This is a genomic window from Thermus sp. LT1-2-5 (assembly GCF_040363165.1).
Classification (GTDB): domain Bacteria; phylum Deinococcota; class Deinococci; order Deinococcales; family Thermaceae; genus Thermus.
Window position 1 is genome coordinate 269,114 of sequence record NZ_BSRG01000001.1, and the last position, 23,467, is coordinate 292,580.

Sequence of the window (23,467 nt, forward strand, 5' to 3'; positions counted from 1 at the left end):
GAAGCCATGACCGTGGAAAAGAAACTCTGGCAAAAAGGAGGCGGCTGGCTCTTGGAGGTTCCCGAGCGGGTCTACACCCCGGAGGACTTCGACGAGAGCGTCAAGGAGATCGCCCGCACCACCCGTACCTTTGTGGAGAAGGAGGTGCTCCCTTTGCTGGAGCGGATGGAGCACGGGGAGCTGGAGCTCAACGTGCCCCTCATGCGCAAAGCGGGGGAGCTGGGCCTCTTGGCCATTGAAGTGCCCGAGGAGTACGGGGGGCTGGACCTGCCCAAGGTCATCTCCACGGTGGTGGCGGAGGAGCTTTCCGGAAGCGGGGGCTTTTCCGTCACCTACGGGGCCCACACCTCCATCGGCACCCTGCCCATTGTTTACTTCGGCACGGAGGAGCAAAAGCAACGGTACCTGCCTAAGCTGGCTAGCGGGGAGTGGATCGCTGCGTACTGCCTCACGGAACCCGGTGCCGGCTCCGATGCCCTTTCCTCCAAGACTCGGGCTGTCCTAAGCGAAGACGGTAAGTACTACATCCTGAATGGGGTTAAGCAGTGGATTTCCAACGCTGGTTTTGCGAACCTCTTTACCGTCTTTGCCAAGGTGGACGGCGAGCACTTCACCGCCTTTTTGGTGGAGCGGGGCACCCCGGGCCTCTCCTTCGGTCCCGAAGAGAAGAAGATGGGCATTAAGGCCTCTAGTACCCGCCAGGTGATCCTGGAGGACGTGAGGGTGCCCGTGGAAAACGTCCTGGGCGAGGTGGGGAAGGGGCACAAGATCGCCTTCAATGTCCTCAACGTAGGTCGCTACAAGCTCGGGGCGGGGGCCGTGGGTGGGGCCAAGCGGGCCTTGGAGCTTTCGGCCAAGTACGCTAAGGAACGGTACCAGTTCGGGCGGCCCATCGGCACTTTCGGCCTCATCCAGCAGAAGCTGGGGGAGATGGCAACCCGCATCTACGCGGCGGAAAGTGCTGTCTACCGCACCGTGGGCCTCATCGACGAGGCCCTTTTTGGCAAGAAGGGGGCCGAGGCGGTGATGGCCGGCATTGAGGAGTACGCCGTGGAGGCCAGCATCATCAAGGTGTTGGGCTCCGAGGTCTTGGACTACGTGGTGGACGAGGGGGTCCAGATCCACGGAGGCTACGGGTACTCCCAGGAATACCCCATTGAGCGGGCCTACCGCGACGCGCGCATCAACCGCATCTTTGAGGGGACCAACGAGATCAACCGCCTCCTCATCCCCGGAATGCTCCTGAGGCGGGCCCTAAAGGGGCAGCTTCCCCTCTTCCAGGCGGCCATGCAGCTCCAGAAGGAGCTTCTGGAGCCCACCTTCGAGGAGCCCGAGGACCTGGCCCTCCACCAGGTGACGAACCTTAAGAAGCTGGCCCTGATGGTAGCGGGCCTGGCCGCCCAGAAATACGGGCAAAAGGTGGAGGAGGAGCAGGAGGTCCTTGGGGCGGCGGCGGACATCCTCATCGACGCCTACGCTGCCGAAAGCGCCCTGCTCAGGGCCAGACGGCGTGGGGGCATTGCCGAGGCCATGGCGGCCCTCTACCTGGCCCAGGCCCTAGACCGGGCCCAGGCGGGGGCCCTTGCCGTCCTGCCCCGGCTGGTGGAAGGGGACGAGGCCCGGGTGGTCTACTCCGCCGCCCGCCGCCTCACCAAGCGGGACCCGGTGGACCTGGTGGCCTTGCGGCGGAAGGTGGCGGAGGCGGTCCTCGAGGCCGAGGGCTACCCCATCCCCCGCTAGCGCCCAGGGCGTTTGGCCCCCGGGGTGTCCCGGGGGCCTTTTAGCTCAGTTCAAGCCGCCACTTGGGACCCTCCTTGGTGTCCTCCACCACGACCCCGAGGGTCTTCAAGCGCTCGCGAATGCGGTCGCTTGTGGCGTAGTCCCTGGCCTTCCTGGCCTCTTCCCGAAGCTCCAAGAGGAGGGCGATGAGGCCTTCCAAAAGGGGCCCGGAAAGCCTGTCCTCCAAGACCCTCGAGGGGAAAAGCCCCAGGATGCCCTCCCCCAGGGTGTGGAAGAGGGCCTCGGCCCGGGCCAAACTATCCCCTTTCGCCTCGGGCAGGAGGCGGTTGAGCTCGGGTAGGAAGGTGAACAGGGCAGCCAGGGCCTCGGGGGTGGAAAGGTCGTCCTCCAAGGCGGCAAAGAAGGCCTTTTCCAGGGCGTCCAGGGCCCGCTCCAGCTCGGGGGTGGTGCCGCTTTGGGCGGTGTTCCGCCTTTGGCGTACCTCGCGGTAAGCCTGTAGGAGGCGGGTGTAGCCGCGCTTGGCGCTTTCCAGACCCTCCCAGGTGAAGTCCATGGGGCTGCGGTAGTGGGTCTGGAGGAGGTAGAAGCGGAGGGCCATGGGCTCGTGGGCCTTCAGGAGGTCGTGGAGGAGGACCAGGTTCCCCGTGCTCTTGGCCATCTTTTCCCCCTCGAGGAGGACGTGGTTGTGGTGCATCCAGTGCCGGGCGAAGCGGTAGCCCGCCGCCTCCGCCTGGGCGATCTCGCACTCGTGGTGGGGGAACTGCAGGTCAATCCCCCCCGCATGGATGTCGAACCCTTCCCCCAGGTACTTGAGGCTCATGGCGGTGCACTCGATGTGCCAGCCTGGATAGCCCTCCCCCCAGGGGCTTTTCCAGCGCATGAGGTGCCCGGGCTCCGCCCGCTTCCAGAGGGCGAAGTCCAAGGGGTCTTCCTTCTCCTCCCGCACCTCCACCCGGGCCCCCGCCCGTAGCTCCTCCAGGCGCTTGCCCGAAAGCTTCCCGTACTCGGGGAAGGCCCGCACGCGGAAGTAAACGCTTCCGTTTCGCTCGTAGGCGTACCCCAGCTTTAGGAGCCGCTCCGTGAGCTCGATCTGCTCGGGGATGTGGCCGCTGGCTCGAGGGGCGATGGAGGGGCGGAGGACGTTCAGGGCCTGGATGGCGTCAAAGTAGCTCCACATGTACTTTTCCGCCACCTCCATGGGTTCCAGTTGCTCCAACTTGGCCCGCTTGGCGATCTTGTCCTCCCCCTGGTCGGCGTCGTCCGTGAGGTGGCCCACGTCGGTGATGTTGGAAACGAAGCGCACCTTGTACCCCTGGTGCAGGAGGTAGCGCCGGAGGACGTCGTAGACCACCGGCCCCCGGGCGTGGCCCAGGTGGGGGTCGGAGTAGACGGTGGGGCCGCAGACGTAGATGCCCACATGCCCTGGCGTGGCCGGTTCAAAGGGCACCTTCTGCCGCCTTAGCGTATCGTAGAGGACAAGGCCCATAGGGACGATTATAGGCTTCGTGGCATAATGGCGGGGTATGGGAAGGATCCTTCGGGGCCTAGCGGGGGAGGGTAACCTTAGGGTGGTGGCGGCGGAAACGGGGGATATCGTGGAGGAAGCCCGGCGCCGCCACGGCCTTTCCCCCACGGCCACCGCCGCCTTGGGCCGGGCCATGACCGGAGCCCTCCTCTTGGCCCAGCTCCTCCTCAAGACCCCCAAGGAGCGGATCACCTTGCGCATGGAGGGGACGGGCCCCTTGGGGGGCTTGGTGGTGGAGGCGGACGCCTTGGGGAACGTGCGAGGGTACGTGCAAAACCCCAAGGCGGAGGTGCCCTTGCGGGAAGACGGCAAGCTCAACGTGGGCGAGCTTCTGGGGGCCGGGGTCTTGCGGGTGGACCGGAGTCTGCCCAGCGGGGAGGTGTACACCAGCACCGTGCCCCTGGTTTCCGGGGAGATCGCCGAGGACCTGGCCCACTACCTTTGGCAGTCCGAGCAGGTGCCCTCCGCCATCCTCCTGGGCGTCCGGGTCAAGGGGGAGGGGGAGGTGGAGGTGGCGGGGGGGGTGGCGGTCCAGGTGATGCCCGGGGCTTCGGAAGAGGTGCTGGGGCGCCTCGAGGCTAACCTTAAGGGGATTCCCGGCATCACCCCCCTGCTCAGGGAAAAAGGCCTGGAGGGGGCTTTGGAGGACCTCCTGGCCGGCCTCGGCTTCGCCCGCACCGACCTCAGGGCCTTGGGCTACGCGGCCAACGAGATCCCGGCCCGTTTCCGCTGCCGCTGCAACCGGGAAAAGGCCTTGGAGGCCCTGGTCTTCTTCACCCCCGAGGAGCGGGAGGAGATGATCGTCAAGGACGGGGGGGCGGAGGTGGTCTGCCACTGGTGCGGGGAGGTCTACCGCTTCTCCCCCGAGGAGATCCGCACCCTGGTGGCGGAGGTGCGCTGCCCCGACTGTGGGGCGCTTTGGCTTTACCCCAAGGCGGACGGAACGGTCTTCCGCATAGAGGGGGACACCTGCCGTTGCGGGCGGAAGGTGGAGCTCCCGGTGGGGCGGGCCCAGGCCTAGTGGGGTAAGCTTTAGGCATGTTCAGGACCATCCTCCTGGCCTACGACGGCTCGGAGCACGCCAAGCGGGCGGCAAGGGTGGCCAAGGCCGAGGCGGAGGCCCACGGGGCGAGGCTTCTCGTGGTCCACGCCTACGAGCCGGTACCCGACTACCTGGGCGAGCCCTTCTTTGAGGAGGCGCTCAAGCGCCGCTTGGAGCGGGCAGAAAAGGTCTTGGCCGAGGCGGTGGCCCTCACCGGGGTGCCGCGGGAGGATGCCCTGCTCCTGGAAGGGGAGCCCGCTTCCGCCATCCTCCAGGCGGCCTTGGGGGAAAAGGCGGACCTGATCGTCATGGGCACCCGGGGGCTTGGCGCCTTAGGGAGCCTCTTTTTGGGGAGCCAAAGCCAAAAGGTGGTGGCCGAGGCTCCCTGCCCCGTGCTCTTGGTGCGCTAGGAGGTGGGGATGGAGTACGACACCCTGGCGGTGCTGGCGGGCTTGCCGGAAGACCCCTTTGGGGCGGTGGGCCTGCCCATCTACGCCGTGGCCGCTTATGGCTTCAAGACCCTGGAGGAGGGCCAGGAGCGCTTCGCCACCGGGGAAGGCTACGTCTATGCCCGGCAGAAGGACCCCACCACCAAGGCCCTGGAGGAGCGGCTAAAGGCCCTGGAAGGGGCGCTGGAGGCCGTGGCCCTGGCCACGGGGCAGGCGGCCACCTTCGCCGCCATGCTAGCCCTTTTGCGGCCCGGGGACGAGGTGGTGGCGGCCAAGGGGCTTTTTGGCCAGACCATCGGCCTCTTCAACCAGGTCCTCGCCCCCTTTGGCGTGCGGGTGCGCTACGCCGACCCCACCCCGGAGGCGGTGCAGGCCGCCCTTACGGAAAGGACCCGCCTGGTCTTCGTGGAAACGGTGGCGAACCCTGCCCTGGTGGTGCCGGACCTCGAGGCCTTGGCCACCTTGGCGGAGGAGAGGGGAGCGGCCCTGGTGGTGGACAACACCTTCGGGGCGGCGGGTGCGCTTTGCCAGCCCCTCCGCTGGGGGGCACATGTGGTGGTGCAAAGCCTCACCAAGTGGGCCTCGGGGCACGGCTCGGTCCTGGGAGGGGCGGTGCTGGCACGGGAGACAGGCCTTTGGGAGCGCTTTCCCCAGTTCCTGGAGCCCGACCCCAAGGGCCAGGTGCCCTGGGAGGCCCTGGGGCCCCGCTGCTTCCCGGAACGGGTGCGCACCCTGGGGCTTTCCCTGGCGGGCATGGCCCTTTCCCCCTTCCACGCCTACCTCCTCTTCCAGGGCCTCGAGACCGTGGGCTTAAGGGTGAGGCGCATGAGCGAGACGGCCTTGCGCCTGGCGGAGGCCTTGCGGGGCCACCCCAAGGTGAAGGCCCTCCGCTATCCGGGGCTTCCCGAGGACCCGGCCCACCCGAACGCCCGCAAGTACCTGAGCGCCTTCGGGGGGGTCTTCACCCTGGACCTGGGAAGCCTCGAGGCGGCAAGCCGCTTCCTCGGGGCCATCCGCCTCCTCAAGGCGCCCAATGTGGGGGACGCCCGCACCCTGTTGGTCCACCCCTGGACCACCACCCACAGCCGCCTCAAGGAGGAGGCCCGCCTCGAGGCCGGGGTCACCCCGGGGCTCATCCGGGTTTCCGTGGGCTTGGAGGACGCAAAGGACCTCCTCGCCCTCTTCCAGGAGGCCTTGACCGCCGTTTAGGGGGGCCGGTCCCCGCGGTGGGGGCCAAGCCCCCCTCAGACCACCCAAACCCCCCGCCGCATAAGGGGGATGCGGGTGCCGTCCTGGTAAAGCCCGTCCACGTCCACCTCCTCCGAGCCGATCATCCAGTCTATGTGGACCAGGCTCTCGTTGCCGCCCCGCTGGCGGAAGGCTTCCCCTGAGGGGCGGCCCTCGAGGGTTTCCGCATACGCCTGGCCGAAGGCGATGTGGCTGGCGGCGTTCTCGTCAAAGAGGGTATCGAAGAAAACGAGGCCCGTTTTGGCGATGGGGTTGTCGGCGGAAACCAGGGCCACCTCCCCTAGCCGCCGGGCTCCCTCGTCGGTGGAAAGCACCCTTAGGAGCACCTCCTCGCCCGTCTTTGCCCCCACCTCCACCGCCACACCTCTCTCGAACCGGGCCCAGATGCCCTCCACCAAGGTGCCCCCCAGGGCCAGGGGCCGGCTTGCCCGCACCACCCCTTCCACCCGCTCCCGGTGGGGCGCGGTGAAGACTTCCTCCGTGGGCAGGTTGGGGTTGCAAAGCCGCCCCTGTTTCGTGGGCGTGGCCCCGCCCTGCCAGAGGTGCCCTTCCGCCAGGCCCACCACCAGGTCGGTGCCGGGGCCTTGGAAGTGAAGGGCATGGAAGCGGCGGGCGTTCAGGTAGGCCACCTTCTCGTGCAGGAAGCGGTTGTGGGCCTCCCAGGCGGCGATGGGGTCCTCCTGGTCCACCCGTGTGGCCTGGAAGATGGCCTGCCAAAGCCGCTTGACGGCCTCCACCTCGGGGAGCTCTGGGAAGACCGCCTTGGCCCACCCCGGGTGGGCGAAGGGGACGATGGTCCAGTTGGTGACGAACTCGGTGATGGCTTCCAAGGCCGGCTTGTAGGCCCGGGCATTGGCCTGCTGCGCCCGGCCCACCCGCTCGGGGGGAAGGCCTTCTAGAGCCTTGGGGTCATTGCCGGAAACGGCAAGCCGCGCCGCCCCTTCCCGGAAGGCCTTGGCCATGCCCTCGTAAAGCCAGGCGGGGGCCTTGTCCAAGCCCTCTTCCGGGGCCAGGGAAAGGCGCTTGCGGGAAAGGGCGTTGTCCCCATAAAGCACGGTGAAGAGGCTTGCCCCCTCCCGGTAGGCCTTTTCCGCCAGGAGGCGGACGAAGTCTAACGCCTCGATGGGGGCGGTGGCGATGACCTCCTGCCCCTTTTCCAGGTTGAGGCCCACGCGGATGGCGAGCTCGGCTAGCTTCTCCAGGGGTTCCCTAAAGGCGTCCACGCCCCCAAGTCTTTCCCCCCAAAGGCCTCCCGTCAAGCCCGGGGGCAGGCCCGGGGCCGGCCGAGGAGGAGGGCCAGGCCCGCCAGGAGCAAGAGGAAGGGGCGGATGTCGGGAAGGGCGAAGGCGAGGAGGAGCAGGACCAGGGCCAGGAGGTAGCGCACCCAAGCGGCCATACTCCCATCTTACCTTCGTGGACCTGGGACATTCCTCACCCCTCCTTGGGGCTAAGGTGGAAGCGAGGTGAAGCCTATGCGTCCCATTACCGTGGACGGGAACGAGGCGGTAGCCCGGGTGGCCTACCGCCTTTCCGAGGTCATCGCCATCTACCCCATCACCCCCTCGAGCCCCATGGCCGAACTTTCCGACGAGTGGGCGGCCAGGGGGGAGCCCAACCTCTTCGGCCTGGTGCCCAAGGTGGTGGAGATGCAGTCCGAAGGGGGGGCGGCGGGGGCCTTGCACGGGGCCTTGCAGGAGGGCGCCTTGGCCACCACCTTCACCGCAAGCCAAGGCTTGCTCCTCATGATCCCCGACATGTACAAGATCGCCGGGCAGGCCCTGCCCGGGGTGATCCACGTGGCCGCTCGAGCCCTGGCCACCCACGCCCTTTCCATCTTCGGCGACCACCAGGACCTCTACGCCGTGCGCTCCACCGGCTTTGGCATCTTGGTTTCCGACTCGGTGCAGGCGGCGCAGGACCTGGCGGCCATCGCCCACGTGGCGGCCCTTCAGGCCAGCCTTCCCGTCCTCCATGCCATGGACGGCTTCCGCACCTCCCACGAGGTGCAGAAGATCCAACCCCTTTCCGATAAGGAGCTAAAGGAACTGTTCCCCTTTGCCGCCTTGGATGCCTTCCGCAGGCGGGCCCTCACCCCTGAGGCCCCGGTGATCCGGGGCACGGCGCAAAACCCGGACCATTACTTTCAAAACCGCGAGGCCATCAACCCCTACTACCAGCGCTTCCCCCAGGTGGTGAAGGAGGCCATGGACCGCTTCGCCCGGGTGACGGGGCGGCGCTACGCCCCTTACGAGTACTTCGGCCACCCCGAAGCGGAGCGGGTGGTGGTGGTCATGGGCTCCGCTTCCTTGGCGGTGGAGGAGGCGGTGGAGTACCTCCTCAAGCGGGGCGAGAAGGTGGGCATGGTGCGGGTCCGCCTCTACCGCCCCTTCCACCTGGAGGACTTCCTGGCGGCCTTCCCCAAAAGCGTGCGCCGGGTGGCGGTTTTGGACCGGGGCAAGGAGCCTGGGGCGGTGGGGGAGCCCCTCTTCCAGGAGGTGGCGGCGGCCTTCGCCCTGAAAGGCGGGGAGGTCCCCCTCTTGGTGGGCGGGCGCTATGGGCTTTCCTCCAAGGAGTTCACCCCCGCCATGGCCCTGGGGCTTTACGAGGCGCTAAAAGGGGAAAGGCCCCGCCACGGCTTTACCCTCGGTATTCAGGACGACGTGTCCCACACCAGCCTCCCGTATCCCGAGGTGGACTTCGAAGACCCGGCCTCGGTGCGGGCGGTCTTCTTCGCCTTGGGGGCGGACGGGACGGTTTCCGCCAACAAGAACACCATCAAGATCATCGGGGAGGAAACGCCCCTTTACGCTCAAGGCTACTTCGTCTACGACTCTAAAAAGTCCGGCTCCCGCACCATCAGCCACCTGCGCTTTGGCCCCAACCCCTTGAACAAGCCCTACCTCATCCGGAGGGCCAACTTCGTGGGCATCCACCAGTGGGGATTTTTGGAGCGGTTCCCCATGCTGGAGGTGGCGGAGGAAAACGCCACCGTTCTCCTCAATAGCCCCTACCCCAAGGAAGAGGTCTGGGACCACTTGCCCAGGCCCGTGCAGGAGGAGATCCTGCGCAAGAACCTCAAGGTCTACGTGGTGAACGCCTACGAGCTTGCCCGCAAGGTGGGGCTTCCGGGCCGCATCAATGTCCTCATGCAGGCGGCCTTCTTCAAGCTCTCCGGGGTCTTGCCCGAGGAGGATGCCAAGGCCCGTATCAAAAAGGCCATAGAAAAGACCTATGGCAAGCGGGGGAGAAGCGTCTTGGAGAAGAACTTTCAAGCGGTGGAGCTGGGCTTCCAGGCGGTGGAGCCCCTCCCCATTCCCGGGCGCATCACCTCGGAAAAGGGCCTGGTATCCCCGATGGTGGGGGACCCCCCTCCTTTCGTCAAGGAGGTCCTGGGCCCCATCGCCTTAGGCCTAGGGGATACCCTGCCCGTTTCCGCCTTCCCCATAGACGGCACCTACCCCACGGGCACCGCCCGCTACGAGAAGCGGGGCATCGCCGAGTTCGTGCCCACCTGGGACCCCGAGGTATGCGTGCAGTGCGGGAAGTGCGTCTTGGTCTGTCCCCATGCCGTGGTGCGGGCCAAGGTGGTGCCGGAGGAGGCTTTGGTGGGTGCCCCGGAAGGCTTTCCCCACCGCAAGGCCATGTGGAAGGAGCTTTCTGGGGAGTTTGTCCTGGCCATAAGCCCCGACGACTGCACGGGGTGCTCCTTGTGCGTGGAGGTCTGCCCGGCCAAGGACAAGCGCAACCCAAGCCGGAAGGCCTTGAACCTGGCGCCCCGCCTCGAGGTCCGGGAGGCCATGAACCGGCACTGGGACTTCTTTTTGGCCCTACCGGAAACGCCCCGTGCTGGCCTTAAGCTCCACACCGTTAAGGACGTGCAGCTCCTGGAGCCCCTCTTTGAGTTCCCCGGGGCCTGCGCCGGGTGCGGGGAAACCCCGTACCTTAGGCTCCTCTCCCAGCTCTTTGGCGACCGCCTCATCGTGGCCAACGCCACGGGGTGTAGCTCCATCTACGGCGGCAACCTACCCACCACGCCTTGGAGCAAGAACAAGGAAGGCCGGGGCCCCGCCTGGGCCAACTCCCTCTTTGAGGACAACGCTGAGTTCGGCCTAGGCATGCGCCTGGCCCTGGACAAGAAGGCGGAGCACGCCAAAAAGCTCCTTCCCGAGTTCCGTGGGGTGCTGGGGGAGGACCTGGTGGCGCGGCTTCTTGCCGAGGTGGGCCCGGAAGGCGTAGCGGAGCGGCGGAAGGATGTGGCCCTGTTGCGGGAGCGGCTTCAGGGGCTGGATGACCCAAGGGCGAGGGACCTCCTGGCGGTAGCCGATGCCCTCATCCCTCACTCGGTCTGGATCGTGGGCGGGGACGGGTGGGCTTATGACATCGGCTACGGGGGGCTGGACCACGTCCTGGCCTCGGGGGCCAAGGTGAGGGTCTTGGTCCTGGACACGGAGGTCTACTCCAACACCGGGGGTCAGGCCTCCAAGGCCACGGGCCTCGGGGCGGTGGCCAAGTTCGCCATGGCGGGCAAGCCCAGCCCCAAGAAGGACCTGGCCTTCATGGCCATGAGCTACGGCCACGTGTACGTGGCCCAGATCGCCATGGGGGCGAACGACGCCCACACCCTGCGGGCCTTCTTGGAGGCGGAGGCCCACGAGGGCCCCGCCCTCCTCATCGCTTACAGCCATTGCATCGCCCACGGCATCGACATGGCCAAGGGCATGGACCACCAGAAGCTGGCGGAGCGCTCGGGGTACTGGCCGCTGTTCCGGTACATACCCGGGGAGGGTTTGAAGCTGGACTCCAAGCCCCCCACCTTACCCCTCCGGGATTACTTCTATGCGGAAAACCGCTACCGCCTTCTCCTCCAGACCCACCCCGAGGAGGCCGAGGCCTTCTTGAAGGCGGCGGAGGAGGCGGTGCGGGCGCGGTGGGAAAGGCTAGAGCGGCTAGCGGGCCAGACGGCCATTCCGGCGAGCTAGGAGGGCGGCATGGACCTGAAGACCACGTATTTGGGTTTGGAACTGGAACACCCCTTGGTGGCTTCCGCTTCCCCCCTTACGGAGAAGTTGGAGGGATTTTTACGGCTGGAGGACGGGGGGGCAGCGGCCATCGTCATGCACTCCCTCTTCGAGGAGCAGGTGACCCTCGAGGAGGAGATGCTGGACCACTACCTGCACTACGGGCACGAAAGCTACGCCGAGGCCCTCACCTACTTCCCCCGGGCCCACGAGTACCGCCTGACCCCGGAGCGGCACCTGGACCTCCTCTCCCGGGCCAAGGAGCGGGTTTCCGTGCCCATCATCGCAAGCCTCAACGGCATTAGCCCTGGGGGCTGGGTGGAGTACGCCCGGCTCCTGGAGGAAGCGGGGGCGGACGCCATCGAGCTCAACCTCTACTACATCCCCACCGACCCCGCCCTCTCGGGGGCCGAGGTGGAGGAGGTGTACCTGTCCACCATCCGGGCGGTGGTGGAGGCGGTGCGGGTGCCGGTGGCGGTGAAGGTGGGCCACGCCTTCACCGCCTTCGCCCACTTCGCCAAGCGGGTGGAAGCCACGGGGGCCAAGGCCTTGGTCCTCTTTAACCGCTTTTACCAGCCGGACTTTGACTTGGAAACCCTGTCCGTGGTCCCCACCCTTTCCCTGTCCCGGCCCTACGAGGCGCTGTTGCGCCTCCACTGGATTGCCCTGCTGTACGGTCGAGTGGGCCTGGAGCTGGCCTTAACCGGGGGTGTCCACACGGGCAAGGAGGCGGTGAAGGGCCTTTTGGCCGGGGCCCAGGTGGTGATGATGACCTCGGCCATCTTGGAAAGGGGCCCGGCCCACTTCCGCACGGTGTTGGCTGAACTGAAGGCCTTTATGGAGGAAAAGGAATACGCCAGCGTGGCGGAGATGCGGGGGGTGATGAGCTACCAGAAGGTGGCGGAGCCCGCTGCCTTGGAGCGGGCCAACTACCTCAAGGTTCTGGGTTCGTACCGGCTTCTTCCCTGAGGGCGTAAAGCCCGCCTCCTAGGGCCACCACGGGGCTTCGCTCCCACCGGGCCAAGGCGGAAAGCCGAACCTTGGCGATCTTCTCCGGCTCGCGCACCGCCTCCCAAAAACCTTCCTCTTTCAGACGCCGGCCCACCTCCGTGTAGTGCAGGGGCCGCCCCGCCTCCTTTAGAAGGGCCACCACCCGTTTGCGGAACCGGTCCGGTCTGGGCATGGGGCCTCAGTATACCCGTATAGTGAGGGCATGCGAAACCAGGAGCTTGCCCGCCTCTTTGAGGAGATCGGGCTCATGAGCGAGTTCTTGGGGGATAACCCCTTCCGGGTGCGGGCCTACCACCAGGCGGCCCGCACCCTCTACGACCTGGACACCCCCATCGAGGAGATCGCCAAAAGGGGCAAGGAGGCCCTTTTGGAGCTTCCCGGCATCGGGCCCGATCTGGCGGAGAAGATTTTGGAGTTCTTGAATACGGGAAAAATCGCCAAGCACGAGGAGCTGGCGCGAAAGGTGCCGCGGGGGGTCCTCGAGGTCATGGAAGTACCCGGGGTGGGCCCCAAGACCGCCCGTCAGCTTTACGATGAGCTCGGGATAGACTCCCTGGAAAAGCTCAAGGAGGCCCTGGAGCGGGGAGATCTCCTGAGGCTCAAGGGCTTCGGTCCCAAAAAGGCGGAACGCATCCGGGAGGGCTTGGCCCTAGCCCAGGCTGCGGGGAAGCGGCGGCCCTTGGGGGCGGTGCTCTCCCTGGCCCGAAGCCTCCTCGAGGCCCTCCGCGTCCTGCCGGGGGTGGAGCAGGCGGAGCTCTGTGGCTCGGCCCGGCGCTACAAGGACACCGTGGGCGATCTGGACTACCTGGTGGCGAGCCGCGACCCTGCCCGGGTGGTGGAGGGGTTCGTGGCCCTGCCCCAGGTGAAGGAGACCTACGCCAAGGGCAAGGAAAGGGCCACGGTCTTCCTGAAAAACGGCCTTCAGGTGGACCTGCGGGTGGTGCCCCCGGAAAGCTTCGGCGCCGGCCTCCAGTACCTCACGGGGAGCAAGGAGCATTCCATCAAGCTCCGCGCCCTGGCCCAGGAGAGGGGCCTCAAGCTTTCCGAGTACGGGGTGTTCCGGGGGGAGGTGCGCCTTGCGGGGGAGACGGAGGAGGGGGTCTATGCCGCCTTGGGCTTACCCTTTATCCCCCCGCCCCTTCGGGAGGACCACGGGGAGATCGAAGCGGCCTTGAAAGGGGAGCTTCCGCAGCTCGTGGAGCTCTCCCAGGTAAAGGGGGATCTTCAGGTCCACTCCACCTATTCCGACGGCCAAAACACCTTGGAAGAGCTGTGGGAAGCGGCCAAGGCCCTGGGGTACCAGTACCTGGGGGTCACGGACCACTCCCCGGCGGTGCGGGTGGCGGGGGGGCCTTCCCCGGAGGAGGCGCTTAGGCGGGTGGAGGCCATCCGCCGCTTCAACGAAACCCACGGCCCCCCGTACCTCCTGGCGGGGGCCGAGGTGGACATCCGGCCCGACGGCAGCCTGGACTACCCCGACTGGGTCCTGCGGGAGCTGGACCTCGTCCTCGTTTCCATCCACTCCCAGTTCAAGCTCCCCAAGCCGGAGCAGACCAAGCGCATCCTGAGGGCTTTGGAGAACCCCTTCGTGCACGTCCTCGCCCACCCCACCGCCCGGCTCCTCGGCCGCCGCCCCCCCATCGAGGCGGACTGGGAGGCCATCTTCCACAAGGCCAAGGAAAGGGGCGTGGCGGTGGAGATCGACGGGTACTACGACCGCATGGACCTTCCCGACGACCTGGCCCGGATGGCGTATGGGATGGGCCTTTGGGTGAGCCTCTCCACCGACGCCCACCAGACGGAGCACCTCCGCTTCATGGAGCTGGCCGTGGGCACCGCCCAAAGGGCCTGGATCGGCCCAGAACGGGTGCTCAACACCCTTTCCTATGAGGAGCTCATCCGCTGGCTCAAAGCCCGGCGAGGGCTTTCGCCTTGAGGAGCACCTCCAGGAACATCTCCCGGGTGAGCCTTCCCGTCTGGGTGTTCTGGCGGGAAACGTGGTAGCTCGCCAGGAGGTGCCGGCCCCCGGGAAGGGGGTAGTGGGCCCCGTGGCGGAAGGGGTAGCCGCTTGGCTTGAGGCCGAAGCGGCGCAAGAGGGCCTCGTGGGCGATGCCCCCCAGGGCGAGGTAGACCCGGGCCTCGGGGAGGAGGCCGAGCTCCACCTCCGTCCAGCGGGCGCAGGTGCTAAGCTCCTCCCTCGTGGGCTTGTTTTCGGGTGGGGCGCAGCGCACCGCCGCGGTGAGGTAGACGCCCAGAAGCTTTAGGTCGTCCCCGGGCTCGCTTTCGGGCTTGGTGGAAAGCCCTGCCTCGAAGAGCAAGGGGTAAAGAAAGGCCCCCGAGGCGTCCCCGGTGAAGGGGCGGCCCGTGCGGTTGGAGCCGTGGGCCCCTGGGGCGAGGCCGAAGAGGACAAGCCTCGCCTGGGGATCCCCGAAGCCGGGCACCGGGCGGGCCCAGTAGGCCTCCTGGCGGTAGGCCCGCTTTTTCCCGGCCACGCTTTCCCGCCAGGCCACAAGCCTGGGGCAGAGGCGGCAGGCGGGGAGTTCTTGGCGAAAGGTGTCCCAGTCCATGGGTTGCTACGGGAGAAACCGCATGTGGGCCAGTTGGCTCCGCTTCCTCACCCCAAGCTTTTGGAAGACCAGGGAGAGGTGGGCCTTTACCGTTTTCACCGAGATGCCGAGCTCCCGGGCGATTTCCTCGTTGGTGAGGCCCAGGGCGGCGAGGGCCGCCACCTCCTTCTCCCGGGGTGTGAGGTGGGAGAAAGGCTCCTCCATCAAGGCGGCCACCGCCTTGCGTTCGGCCCAGACCTCGCCCTGGGCCACCGCTTCCAGGGCCTTCGCCAAGACCTCGAGGCCCTGCTCCGGATAGAGGTAGCCCCGGTACCCCTTCTTTAGGGCCTGGACCGCCTGCTCCTTCTCCCGAAGGAGGATCACCGAGGGCAAGGGGGGTGGGGCGGGGACCTCCCGGTCCGCCTCCACCAGGCCCACCTGGGCCTGGAAGGGGTGGGCCACCACCTCGAGGCCCAAGGCCCGCAGGGAGGCCTCCAGGGCTTCTTGGCATGACCTTAGGGAGAGCCGAACCCATACCTTCATGGCCTGGCTCCCAGTCTAGCCTGAAAGGCTTACGGGCGGTGTAACAGGCCTTTAGAGGGGGATGTTGTCGTGCTTCTTGGGCGGCCTTTCCTCCTTCTTGTTCCAGAGCATCCTGAGGTGCAGGTAGAGGAGGCGGCGGGTGTCCTTGGGGTCGATGACGTCGTCGATGTAGCCCCGGGCCGCCGCCACCCAGGGGTTGTCGAAGGCCTTGCGGTACTCCTCGATCTTCCTGCGGCGCGTTTCCTCGGGGTTGGGGGAGGACTGGATCTCCTTACGGTAGATGATGTTGGCGGCCCCTTCCGCCCCCATCACCGCCACGGAGGCCGTGGGCCAGGCCAGGACCACGTCCGCTCCCATGTCCTTGGAGTTCATGGCCAGGTAAGCCCCGCCGTAGGCCTTGCGGACGATGAGGGTAATCTTGGGCACCGTGGCCTCGGCGTAGGCGAAGAGCATCTTGGCCCCGTGGCGGATGATGCCCCCGTGCTCCTGGGCCACCCCCGGTAGGAAGCCCGTGACGTCCACCAGGGTGAGGAGGGGGATGTTGAAGGCGTCCATGGTGCGGATGAAGCGGGCGGCCTTGTCCGAGGCGTTGATGTCCAGGGCCCCGGCCATGAAGCGGGGGTTGTTGGCGATCACCCCCACGGGGTACCCGCCGAGCCGCCCCAGGCCCACGATGAGGTTCTTGGCGAAACCGGGTTGGATTTCCAGGAACTCCCCCTCGTCCAGCAGGGTGCGGATCACCTGGTGCATGTTGTAGGGCCGCCGGGCGTCGGGGTGGACGAGGTCCAGAAGCTCGGGGGTGGGCCGGAAGGGGTCGTCCTTGGGCTCCCTGAGGGGCGGTTTTTCCCGGGCGTTTTGCGGCAGGTAAGAGAGGAGCCTTTTGATGAGGTCCAGAACCTCGCGGTCATCCTCCCCCACCAGATGGGCCACCCCGCTCTTCTCCATGTGCACCTGGGCCCCGCCCAGCTCCTCGAAGGTCACCTCCTCCCGGGTGACGCTTTTGATCACCTCGGGGCCGGTGATGAACATGTAGCTGGTGCCTCGGCTCATGAGGATGAAGTCGGTCATGGCGGGGCTGTAGACGGCGCCCCCGGCGCAGGGGCCCAGGATGGCGGAGATCTGGGGCACCACCCCGGAGTAGATGGCGTTGCGGTAGAAGACCTCCCCGTAGCCGGAGAGGCTGTCCACCCCTTCTTGGATGCGGGCCCCGGCGGAGTCGTTAAGGCCGATGATGGGGGCCCCCACCTTGGCAGCCAGGTCCATGAGGCTTGCGATTTTGCGCCCGTGCATCTTGCCCAAAGAGCCCCCTAGGACGGTGAAGTCCTGGCTGAAGACGAAGACCAGGCGCCCCCCAATGGTGCCGTAGCCCGTCACCACCCCGTCCGCCGGGGCCTCGAGGCCCTCCATGAGCCCGGTTTCCAGGTGCTCGGCGAAGGGCATGAGCTCCACAAAACTCCCGGGGTCCAGGAGGTAGCCGATCCGCTCCCGGGCGGTGAGCTTGCCCTGCTGGTGCTGCTTTTCTATGCGCTCTTGTCCCCCGCCTAAGAGCACCTTTTTGCGCCGCTCTTCAAGCTCCGCCAGGAGCTCGTCCAGGATGAGCCGGGCGTTATCCGCCATACTGGCCGTCATGATACAATAAGAAACCGGGCAGGCTTCCAGGAAAGGCTGCCTGGGAAGGAGGTGAAGCGTGCGAAAGTGGCTTTGGTATCTCCTAGTGCTCCTCCTCGCAGGGCTTTTGGCCTGGGGAGGGTATGCGGTGTACGCCGGCTATCAGGACCTAAAGGCCAAGGTGGCAGCCCTGGAAGCCCGGGTAACCGCCCAGGAAGAGGCCGTCAAGGGGCTTGCCGAGCGGGTGGGGAAGCTGGAGGAAGAGGTTTTCAAGACCCCCGCGGCGCCCCTTTCCCTCCCGGAGGTGCCGGGAGGGGCTAGCGCCCCCCTCTGGCCCTACGCCGTGGGGGTGGCGGTGGCGGTAGTGCTGTTTTACCTCCTTCTGCGGCTCTTGCGGGGGCAGGAGGCGCCCAAGCCTTCCGCGTCCACGCCAACCCCTGAGGACCTCGAGGCCTCCCGCATGACCGAGGAGGGGGGACCTCCACCGCCGTCAGAGCGGGGTTAAAAGAAACCCGCCGGGGATCACCCCGGCGGGTTGGCCTTTCCCTTAGTCCTTTAGCTTCTTCACCGCCTCGATGAGGGCGGGCACCACCTGGTGCACATCCCCCACGATGCCGTAGTCGGCGTGCTTGAAGATGGGGGCCTCGGGGTCCTTGTTCACCGCCACGATGTACTTGCTCTTGTTCATCCCCGCCAGGTGTTGCACGGCCCCCGAAACGCCCAGGGCGATGTAGAGGGAAGGCTGCACCGTCTTGCCCGTCTGGCCCACCTGCTCGCTATAGGGCCGCCAGCCGGCGTCCACCACCGCCCGGGTGGCCCCCACGGCCCCGCCCAAGAGGGCGGCCATCTCCTCCACCAAGCGGAAGGCCTCGGCGCTTCCCATACCCCGGCCTCCCGTGACCACGATGTCCGCCTCGGTGAGGGAAACCCCCTTCTTCTCCTCCTGCACCCGCTCCAGCACCTCCACCGTGGGGACAGGAGGCACCTCTAGGGGCTTCACGGCTCCGGGGGCGGCCAAGGGTTCCGCCAAGGGGGTGGTGTTGGGCTTCACGCTAAGGACCACGGGCAAGGCGGACCTTACCTTTTGCGTCACCCGGTTCAGGTAGGCGTAGCGGGTGGCCACCACCGCCCCGCCCTCCACCCCGCTTTCCAGGGTGTCCTCCAGAAGCCCCGCCTTCAGGGCGTAGGCCACCCGGCCCAAGTAGGTGCGGCTTTGCCGGGAGGAGGGGGCCACCACCGCTTGGGCCCCCATCTCCCCTGCCGCCGCCACGACCCCCGCAGCCCACTTCTCTGCGGTGTAGGGGCCTAGGGTGGCGGTGTAGAGGGTTTCCACGTAGGCCAAAGCCTCCTCTACGGGCGCTGTTTCCTCCGCCAAGAGGACGCCCGCCACCCGGCCGCCCAAGGCCTCCGCCAGGGCCCGGGCCCGGGTAAGGGCCTCGAGGCTTCCCTTCCTTAGCTTGTTCCCATCGTGGTCCAGCACCACCAGAACCATAGCCACCTCCTAGAGGACCTTGGCCTCTTCGTGGAGGAGACGCACCAGCTCCTCCGCCGCCGCCACGGGATCCTTGCCGTCCAGGACTTTTTGCAGGCGGGTCTTTTCCTGGATGCTTTCCTCGAGGATCTCTACCTTTGGCGCGCCCGAGAAGGCCACCTTTTTGATCTCCTTCTTCTTGGCCTTCATGATCCCCGGCAGGGTGGGGTAGCGGGGCTCGTTTAGGCCCTGCTGCGTGGTGAAGACGGCGGGGAGCCGCACCCGGACCCACTCCGCCCCCTCGTCCAGGTCGTGCTTGGCCTTGGCCGTCTCGCCCTCCAGTTCCAAGGCGGTGGTCCAGGACACCACGGGAACCCCCAAAGCCTCGGCCAAGGCGGCGCCCAGGGCTTGGCTGTCCCAGTCCGCCTGCTGCCCCCCGGTGAGGACCAGGGTGGGGGCTTCCTCCCTGATGACCCCAGCCAGGGCCTCGGCCACCGCCACGGGGTCGGCGAAGCCCTCATAGACCACGTGGATGCCCCGGTCCGCCCCCATGGCCAAGGCGGTGCGGATGGCCTCCTCCGTGCGCTCGGGGCCGAACCCCACCACGATGGCCTCGCCGCCGTGCTTTTCCCTGAGGCGCAGGGCCTCCTCCACGGCGTACTCGTCCATCTGGTCCAGGATGAGGGTGGCCCCGGAAAGGTCCACCCGGTTCCCTTGGATCTTGAGCTTGCTCTCCCCATCGGGGACTTGCCGGATCACCGCAACGAACTTCATCCTGCCTCCTTTCACTCCGCCAGGACGTGCCTGGCGATGATGAGCCTTTGGATCTCGTTGGTGCCCTCGTAGATCTGGTTAAGCTTCACGTCCCTTAGAAGCTTTTCCACCGGGAACTCCCGCACGTAGCCGTAGCCCCCGTGGATCTGGATGGCCTGGTTGGCCGCCTCAAAGGCGATTTCCGAGGCGTAGGCCTTGGCGATGGCGCTGGCGTGGGCGTGGGGTAGGCCCTGATCCGCAAGCCAGGCGGCGTAGTAGGTGTACATGCGGGCCGTTTCGATGCCGATCATCATGTCCGCCAGCTTGAACTGGATGGCCTGGAAGTTGGCGATGGGCTGGCCAAAGGCTTCCCGCTCCTTGGCGTACTTTTTGGCCTCGTCCAAGGCCCTGCGGGCCACGCCCACGCTTCCCGCCGCCACGGGGATGCGGGTCTTGTTCAGGGTGTTCATGGCGATCTTGAACCCTTCCCCTTCCTCCCCCAGCCGGTTTTCCACGGGCACCTTCACGTCCTCAAAGATGAGCTCGTAGGTGCCGCTCGCCCTTTGGCCCATCTTGCCGTGGATCTTCACCGCTTGGAAGCCTGGGGTGCCCTTTTCCACCACCAAGGCCACCACGCCCTTGTGGCGGAGCTCGGGGTTCACCGTGGCGAAGACCACCACCCACTCCGCCTCGCCCCCGTTGGAGATCCACATCTTGGTGCCATTGAGAACGTAGTGGTCCCCCTGGCGCACGGCCCGGGTCCTAAGGGCGGCGGCGTCGGAGCCGTTTCCGGGCTCGCTCAGGGCGAAGGCGGCCAGGGCCGGTTTTTGGGTGAGGGGGGTGAGGAAGCGGCGCTTCTGTTCCTCGGTTCCCGCCAGGAGCACGGGGGTGATGCCGAGGTCGCTGGCCATGGGGATGGTGTAGATGCCCATGCAGGCGTAGGCCAGCTCCTCCCCCACGATAACCTCGTCCAGCATCTTGAGGCCCATCCCCCCGTACGCCTCGGGGATAATGGCGTTGAGGAGGCCCACTTCGTGGAGCTTTTCGATCACGGGCCAGGGCACCTCCTCCTTCTCGTCGTACTCCGCCGCCACAGGCAGGATGACCTCCTTGGCGAAGCGGCGGGCGAGGGCCTGGAGTTGCTTTTGCTCTTCCGTCAGGCTGAAGTCCACGGGCATACCCGACCTCCCCTTGGGCAAGGGGCCCACTCTTTGACTTAGTCTAAGATTTTGCCCTTCCCCTTGCAACCCAGGCCCCATGCTACCATTGGAGGCAGATGAGATTGGCCGAGCAACTGGGGGTTTTGGCCCGTTTTCAACGGGCCCTTCTTAAAGAGTTGGAACCTGTGCAAATCCTGCGCAACCTCCTCGAGGTGGCCACGGAAGAGGGGGTGGAGCGGGCCGCCCTTTTCCTCTACCACCCCTCCACCCGGGAACTGGTGGGCGAGGTGGCCTCGGGAAGGGGCCGGCACTACACGGTTTCCGCCATCGCCCTGCCCCTGTACACCAAGGGGCCGGTGCAGGAGGCGTTTTTCGCCGAAGGGCCTGTGAAGAGGGGGGAGGAGTGGCTTCTGCCCGTGGTGGGGGAGGAGGCCCTCTTCTGCTGGAGTGACCCCGAGGCTCGCTGCCAGGAAAGGCCCCGGGCCACCCGGGAGACTCGAGCCTTGGTCTGCCCCAGTTGTTCCCGGTTTGGGGCCAAAGGGGTGCTGAGCTTGGAGGGGGTTCCCCAAGCCCTCCAGCCCCTCTTGCCCCTCCTTGCCCAGCTCACCGCCTTGGCCCTGAAGAACGGGGAGCTTCTGGCGAGCCGCAATGCCGCCTTAGAAAAACTTTCCCGGCACGTGGAAGCCTTAGCCCACGTGAGCGCCCTGGCTCGGGAGGTGGCCCGTTCCTTGGAACCTGGGGCCGTTTTAGAAACCCTGGCCCGGGCCCTATCCCAGCGCTTTGGCTTTTTCCGGGTCACCGTGGCCCTGGTCAAGGAGGGCCACCTAGAGGGCCACCTCACCGTGCGGGGTCAAGAGGTGTTCTGGACGGAGGGGAGGAGCCGGATCCACTTGGTCCTGGACGTTTCCCCGGATCCCATGGCCCGGGCGGTGCGGGAGCGGAGGACGCTTGTTCTCCCAAGGGACCAGTTGCCCCCGGCCGTGGGCCAAGACGTGGGGGCCAGCGTGGCCTACGTGCCCGTGCTGGCTGAGGAGGAGCCTTTGGGGGTGGTGGCGGTGGACCACGGCCCGGGCGGGGGCCCGGTGAGCCCAGAAGAGGTGGGCTACGTGGAGCTTTTGGCCGGGGTGGCGGGGGTGGCCCTGAAAAACGCAAAGCTTTACCGGGAGAAGGCCCAGCTTTTCTCGGCCCTAGCGGCGGAACGGAAGCGGTTATCCCAGGTCTTGGAGGACCTTCCCGATGGGGTGGTGGTCCTCTTTGGGGAGCGGGGTTTTGCCAACCTGCGGGCCCGGGAGGCCTTGGGCCTAGGGCCGGAGGTGGCCCTTGAGGACCTCCCTGCCGCCCTGGGCCCTGCGCTAGAGGGGGGAAGGCTTGAGCTGCCCTTAGGTGGGCGGAGCTACAGCGTCAGGGGCCGGGCGGTGGGGGAGATGCGCATCCTGGTGCTCCACGACATCAGCGAGCGGGTGCGGATGGAGCGGGCCTTGCGGGAACAGGTGGCCTTTACCCAAGCCTTGGTGGACCTGGCCCAAGCTGCCCTACGGGAGCGGAGGCTTAGGGGCTTGGCCGAGGCCATTGTGCGCCGCCTCCAGGCCCTTTTCGCCGCGGAAGAAGGCGTGCTTGTGGCGGAAGGGGAAGGGGTTCTCTTTGCCACTTGTCCCCTGCCTCCCTCCCTGCCCCGGCCCAACCTTTTGGAGCGCGCTTTGGCCGAGGAAAGTCCCTTGGGTGTGGAGGAGCTTCGTCCCCAAGAGTGCGCCATTGCTGCCACCTTGGGCTTGCGAAGCGCCTTGGTGGTGCCCTTCCGCGCCGGGGTATTTCGGGGCGGTCTCCTCCTGGGCTACCGGCAAAAGCGCCGCATAGGAGAGCGGCTTCTCGCTCGCCTCGCCCAGGTGGGGACCCTCCTGGCCTTGGTGTTGGAGAAGGCCCGCTTCCTGGAGCTCTTGGAGGCCGAGGAAGAGCGGTTGAGAGCGCTTATGGAGCACTCTCAAGACGTGGTTTACATTTTGGACGGGGAGGGCGGGATCCGTTTTGTAAGCGCCAGCGTTCGGGGAATATTGGGTTACGACCCCGAGGGGTATAAAAGGATGCCCCTCAACGCCTTAGACTTCGTCCACCCCGAGGACCGCTCTGTAGCGGAGGGCCTCTTCCAGGAGCTTCTGGCCCATCCCGGGGAGGTGCGCACGGGGGAGTTCCGCGTCCTCCACGCCGAGGGCACCCCTATTCCTGTGGAGGCCTGGGGCCGGAACCTCCTCCACGAGCCCCGGGTGGGTGGGGTGGTGGTGAACCTCAGGGACTTAAGGCCCCGCCTCGAGGCCGAACGCCTCAAGGGCGAGTTCATCGCCGCCGTTTCCCACGAGCTCCGCACCCCCTTGGCGGTGATCATGGGCTTGGCGGAGCTCCTTAAGGAGGAGGGACTTTCCCCCAGCGCGGAGGAGTCCGTGGACCTTATTCTGGAAAGCGCCTTCCGCCTCAAGACCATGGTGGACAACCTCCTGGACACGAGCCGCCTCGAGGCGGGCCGCTTTGAGGTGAGCCGGCGCCCCGTGGACCTGAGGCCCAAGCTCCTGGAGATCGCCCGCAGCTTCCAGGGGGTGGCCCGGCTTTCCGGGGTGGAGTTCCAGGTAGAAGTCCCCGAGCTCCCCGTGGTGGAGGCGGACCCGGAGCGCATGGTGCAGGTGGTGGGCAACCTACTCTCCAACGCCTTCAAGTTCACCCCTCCAGGTGGCCGGGTGCGCCTTTCCGCTAGGCTGGAAGGGGAGGCCTTGGTCCTGGAGGTGGCGGACACCGGGCCCGGCATCCCCAAGGAGGAGCTTCCCCGGCTCTTCCAACGCTATGCCCGGGCCAATAACCCTGGCGCCCGGGGCGTGGCCGGCACCGGCCTTGGCCTTTACATCTCCCGCCACATCGTGGAGGCCCACGGGGGGCGTATAGAGGTGGAAACGGAGGAGGGCAAGGGAAGCCTCTTCCGGGTTATCCTACCCCTATATGGCCCGCATCCTGCTGGTGGAGGATGAGCCCCTGGTGGCCCACACGGTGCGCCGCATCCTGGAGCGGGCTGGGCATGAGGTGGAATGGGCCCCCTCGGGAAAGGTGGCCCTGGAGCGCTTGGAGGAAGGGGCGTACGACCTGGTGCTCTGCGACCTGGTGATGCCGGGGGTTTCCGGCCTCGAGGTGATCCGGGAGTTGGGACGGCGCGGGGGCCCCCCGGTCCTGGCCCTTTCTGCCAGCGTTTCCACCAGGAGCCAGGAGGAGGCCTTGGAGGCGGGGGCCAAGGGCTTCCTTGGCAAGCCCTTTGACGCCCAAATCCTCCTCGCCCAGGTGGCGCGGCTTTTGGGAGAAAGCGCCTAATCTGCTAAGCT

General features: G+C 66.8%; 20 protein-coding genes. 10 read left to right on the forward strand and 10 right to left on the reverse strand.

The window, feature by feature from the left end:
- The first annotated feature begins 6 nt into the window (after positions 1–6).
- Entirely contained in the window at positions 7–1,740 is a 1,734-nt protein-coding gene (locus ABXG85_RS01360; RefSeq protein WP_353511936.1) for an acyl-CoA dehydrogenase family protein, read from the forward strand.
- Positions 1,741–1,780: 40 nt separating this feature from the next.
- Here the strand turns inward: ABXG85_RS01360 and cysS are convergent, their stop codons facing one another.
- Entirely contained in the window at positions 1,781–3,226 is a 1,446-nt protein-coding gene (gene cysS / locus ABXG85_RS01365) for a cysteine--tRNA ligase (RefSeq protein ID WP_353511937.1), read from the reverse strand.
- A gap of 37 nt (positions 3,227–3,263) precedes the next feature.
- On the opposite strand from cysS, the gene hslO reads away from it, so the two are divergent.
- From hslO to ABXG85_RS01380, 3 genes are read left to right on the forward strand one after another with little or no spacing between them, the layout of a single operon-like run.
- Positions 3,264–4,286 carry an Hsp33 family molecular chaperone HslO gene (gene hslO, locus ABXG85_RS01370; protein WP_353511938.1) on the forward strand — a complete coding sequence of 341 codons (1,023 nt, stop codon included), beginning with the start codon at positions 3,264–3,266 and terminating at the stop codon, positions 4,284–4,286.
- Positions 4,287–4,303: 17 nt separating this feature from the next.
- Positions 4,304–4,717, forward strand: a complete 414-nt coding sequence (locus ABXG85_RS01375) for a universal stress protein (RefSeq protein ID WP_353511939.1) — start codon at positions 4,304–4,306, stop codon at positions 4,715–4,717.
- Between the two features lie 9 nt (positions 4,718–4,726).
- A complete protein-coding gene (locus tag ABXG85_RS01380) occupies positions 4,727–5,965 on the forward strand; it encodes an O-acetylhomoserine aminocarboxypropyltransferase/cysteine synthase family protein (RefSeq protein WP_353511940.1) in 1,239 nt (412 codons plus the stop codon).
- A 35-nt stretch (positions 5,966–6,000) separates the two neighbouring features.
- On the opposite strand, the gene ABXG85_RS01385 is transcribed toward ABXG85_RS01380, so the two are convergent.
- A complete protein-coding gene (locus ABXG85_RS01385) occupies positions 6,001–7,227 on the reverse strand; it encodes an aminopeptidase (RefSeq protein ID WP_353511941.1) in 1,227 nt (408 codons plus the stop codon).
- A gap of 32 nt (positions 7,228–7,259) precedes the next feature.
- Positions 7,260–7,400 (reverse strand): hypothetical protein, encoded by a 141-nt coding sequence (locus tag ABXG85_RS01390; protein ID WP_353511942.1) that lies wholly within the window; start codon positions 7,398–7,400, stop codon positions 7,260–7,262.
- 76 nt (positions 7,401–7,476) lie between these two features.
- Between ABXG85_RS01390 and nifJ the strand changes: the two genes are divergently transcribed.
- Together nifJ and ABXG85_RS01400 are read left to right on the forward strand one after the other, a co-directional pair.
- Positions 7,477–10,983: a pyruvate:ferredoxin (flavodoxin) oxidoreductase gene (gene nifJ / locus ABXG85_RS01395; protein WP_353511943.1), complete on the forward strand. Its 3,507-nt coding sequence runs from the start codon at positions 7,477–7,479 to the stop codon at positions 10,981–10,983.
- A 9-nt stretch (positions 10,984–10,992) separates the two neighbouring features.
- Positions 10,993–11,991 carry a dihydroorotate dehydrogenase-like protein gene (locus tag ABXG85_RS01400; RefSeq protein WP_353511944.1) on the forward strand — a complete coding sequence of 333 codons (999 nt, stop codon included), beginning with the start codon at positions 10,993–10,995 and terminating at the stop codon, positions 11,989–11,991.
- On the opposite strand, the gene ABXG85_RS01405 is transcribed toward ABXG85_RS01400, so the two are convergent.
- Positions 11,957–12,205: a hypothetical protein gene (locus ABXG85_RS01405; RefSeq protein ID WP_353511945.1), complete on the reverse strand. Its 249-nt coding sequence runs from the start codon at positions 12,203–12,205 to the stop codon at positions 11,957–11,959. The two genes, ABXG85_RS01400 and ABXG85_RS01405, sit on opposite strands and share 35 nt — an antisense overlap.
- 30 nt (positions 12,206–12,235) lie before the next feature.
- Between ABXG85_RS01405 and polX the strand changes: the two genes are divergently transcribed.
- The gene (gene polX, locus ABXG85_RS01410) at positions 12,236–13,969 is read left to right on the forward strand and encodes a DNA polymerase/3'-5' exonuclease PolX (protein ID WP_353511946.1); all 1,734 of its coding nucleotides are present in this window, start codon (positions 12,236–12,238) and stop codon (positions 13,967–13,969) included.
- Here polX and ABXG85_RS01415 read toward each other — a convergent pair.
- From ABXG85_RS01415 to ABXG85_RS01425, 3 genes are read right to left on the reverse strand one after another with little or no spacing between them, the layout of a single operon-like run.
- Positions 13,941–14,600, reverse strand: coding sequence for a type-5 uracil-DNA glycosylase (locus ABXG85_RS01415; protein WP_353511947.1), 660 nt, complete (start codon positions 14,598–14,600; stop codon positions 13,941–13,943). The genes polX and ABXG85_RS01415 overlap by 29 nt on opposite strands.
- A gap of 6 nt (positions 14,601–14,606) precedes the next feature.
- On the reverse strand, positions 14,607–15,122 hold the full coding sequence (locus ABXG85_RS01420) for a helix-turn-helix transcriptional regulator (RefSeq protein ID WP_353511948.1): 516 nt from the start codon (positions 15,120–15,122) through the stop codon (positions 14,607–14,609).
- A gap of 51 nt (positions 15,123–15,173) precedes the next feature.
- Positions 15,174–16,739, reverse strand: a complete 1,566-nt coding sequence (locus tag ABXG85_RS01425; protein ID WP_353512064.1) for an acyl-CoA carboxylase subunit beta — start codon at positions 16,737–16,739, stop codon at positions 15,174–15,176.
- 70 nt (positions 16,740–16,809) lie between these two features.
- Between ABXG85_RS01425 and ABXG85_RS01430 the strand changes: the two genes are divergently transcribed.
- Positions 16,810–17,235 (forward strand): hypothetical protein, encoded by a 426-nt coding sequence (locus ABXG85_RS01430; protein ID WP_353511949.1) that lies wholly within the window; start codon positions 16,810–16,812, stop codon positions 17,233–17,235.
- 42 nt (positions 17,236–17,277) lie between these two features.
- Here the strand turns inward: ABXG85_RS01430 and ABXG85_RS01435 are convergent, their stop codons facing one another.
- The 3 genes from ABXG85_RS01435 to ABXG85_RS01445 are packed head-to-tail and all read right to left on the reverse strand — an operon-like array spanning position 17,278 to position 20,132.
- Positions 17,278–18,222 carry an electron transfer flavoprotein subunit alpha/FixB family protein gene (locus tag ABXG85_RS01435; protein WP_353511950.1) on the reverse strand — a complete coding sequence of 315 codons (945 nt, stop codon included), beginning with the start codon at positions 18,220–18,222 and terminating at the stop codon, positions 17,278–17,280.
- Between the two features lie 9 nt (positions 18,223–18,231).
- Positions 18,232–18,975 carry an electron transfer flavoprotein subunit beta/FixA family protein gene (locus ABXG85_RS01440; protein WP_353511951.1) on the reverse strand — a complete coding sequence of 248 codons (744 nt, stop codon included), beginning with the start codon at positions 18,973–18,975 and terminating at the stop codon, positions 18,232–18,234.
- 11 nt (positions 18,976–18,986) lie between these two features.
- Positions 18,987–20,132: an acyl-CoA dehydrogenase family protein gene (locus tag ABXG85_RS01445; protein ID WP_353511952.1), complete on the reverse strand. Its 1,146-nt coding sequence runs from the start codon at positions 20,130–20,132 to the stop codon at positions 18,987–18,989.
- Between the two features lie 98 nt (positions 20,133–20,230).
- Between ABXG85_RS01445 and ABXG85_RS01450 the strand changes: the two genes are divergently transcribed.
- Both ABXG85_RS01450 and ABXG85_RS01455 read left to right on the forward strand, forming a co-directional pair.
- The gene (locus ABXG85_RS01450) at positions 20,231–23,122 is read left to right on the forward strand and encodes an ATP-binding protein (protein ID WP_353511953.1); all 2,892 of its coding nucleotides are present in this window, start codon (positions 20,231–20,233) and stop codon (positions 23,120–23,122) included.
- Complete coding sequence (locus ABXG85_RS01455; RefSeq protein WP_353511954.1) at positions 23,094–23,456, forward strand: response regulator; 363 nt, start codon at positions 23,094–23,096, stop codon at positions 23,454–23,456. Before ABXG85_RS01450 ends, ABXG85_RS01455 begins: the two co-directional genes overlap by 29 nt.
- Positions 23,457–23,467 lie beyond the last annotated feature (11 nt).

What these genes read in the sequence shown, in the direction of transcription:
- ABXG85_RS01400 (WP_353511944.1), top strand. Translation starts at nt 10,993, where the DNA reads ATGGACCTGAAGACCACGTATTTGGGTTTGGAACTGGAACACCCCTTG.
- ABXG85_RS01420 (WP_353511948.1), bottom strand. Translation starts at nt 15,122, where the DNA reads ATGAAGGTATGGGTTCGGCTCTCCCTAAGGTCATGCCAAGAAGCCCTG.
- ABXG85_RS01455 (WP_353511954.1), top strand. Translation starts at nt 23,094, where the DNA reads ATGGCCCGCATCCTGCTGGTGGAGGATGAGCCCCTGGTGGCCCACACG.
- nifJ (WP_353511943.1), top strand. Translation starts at nt 7,477, where the DNA reads ATGCGTCCCATTACCGTGGACGGGAACGAGGCGGTAGCCCGGGTGGCC.
- ABXG85_RS01380 (WP_353511940.1), top strand. Translation starts at nt 4,727, where the DNA reads ATGGAGTACGACACCCTGGCGGTGCTGGCGGGCTTGCCGGAAGACCCC.
- ABXG85_RS01450 (WP_353511953.1), top strand. Translation starts at nt 20,231, where the DNA reads ATGAGATTGGCCGAGCAACTGGGGGTTTTGGCCCGTTTTCAACGGGCC.
- ABXG85_RS01360 (WP_353511936.1), top strand. Translation starts at nt 7, where the DNA reads ATGACCGTGGAAAAGAAACTCTGGCAAAAAGGAGGCGGCTGGCTCTTG.
- ABXG85_RS01435 (WP_353511950.1), bottom strand. Translation starts at nt 18,222, where the DNA reads ATGGTTCTGGTGGTGCTGGACCACGATGGGAACAAGCTAAGGAAGGGA.
- cysS (WP_353511937.1), bottom strand. Translation starts at nt 3,226, where the DNA reads ATGGGCCTTGTCCTCTACGATACGCTAAGGCGGCAGAAGGTGCCCTTT.
- ABXG85_RS01440 (WP_353511951.1), bottom strand. Translation starts at nt 18,975, where the DNA reads ATGAAGTTCGTTGCGGTGATCCGGCAAGTCCCCGATGGGGAGAGCAAG.
- hslO (WP_353511938.1), top strand. Translation starts at nt 3,264, where the DNA reads ATGGGAAGGATCCTTCGGGGCCTAGCGGGGGAGGGTAACCTTAGGGTG.
- polX (WP_353511946.1), top strand. Translation starts at nt 12,236, where the DNA reads ATGCGAAACCAGGAGCTTGCCCGCCTCTTTGAGGAGATCGGGCTCATG.
- ABXG85_RS01405 (WP_353511945.1), bottom strand. Translation starts at nt 12,205, where the DNA reads ATGCCCAGACCGGACCGGTTCCGCAAACGGGTGGTGGCCCTTCTAAAG.
- ABXG85_RS01415 (WP_353511947.1), bottom strand. Translation starts at nt 14,600, where the DNA reads ATGGACTGGGACACCTTTCGCCAAGAACTCCCCGCCTGCCGCCTCTGC.
- ABXG85_RS01375 (WP_353511939.1), top strand. Translation starts at nt 4,304, where the DNA reads ATGTTCAGGACCATCCTCCTGGCCTACGACGGCTCGGAGCACGCCAAG.
- ABXG85_RS01425 (WP_353512064.1), bottom strand. Translation starts at nt 16,739, where the DNA reads ATGGCGGATAACGCCCGGCTCATCCTGGACGAGCTCCTGGCGGAGCTT.
- ABXG85_RS01445 (WP_353511952.1), bottom strand. Translation starts at nt 20,132, where the DNA reads ATGCCCGTGGACTTCAGCCTGACGGAAGAGCAAAAGCAACTCCAGGCC.
- ABXG85_RS01390 (WP_353511942.1), bottom strand. Translation starts at nt 7,400, where the DNA reads ATGGCCGCTTGGGTGCGCTACCTCCTGGCCCTGGTCCTGCTCCTCCTC.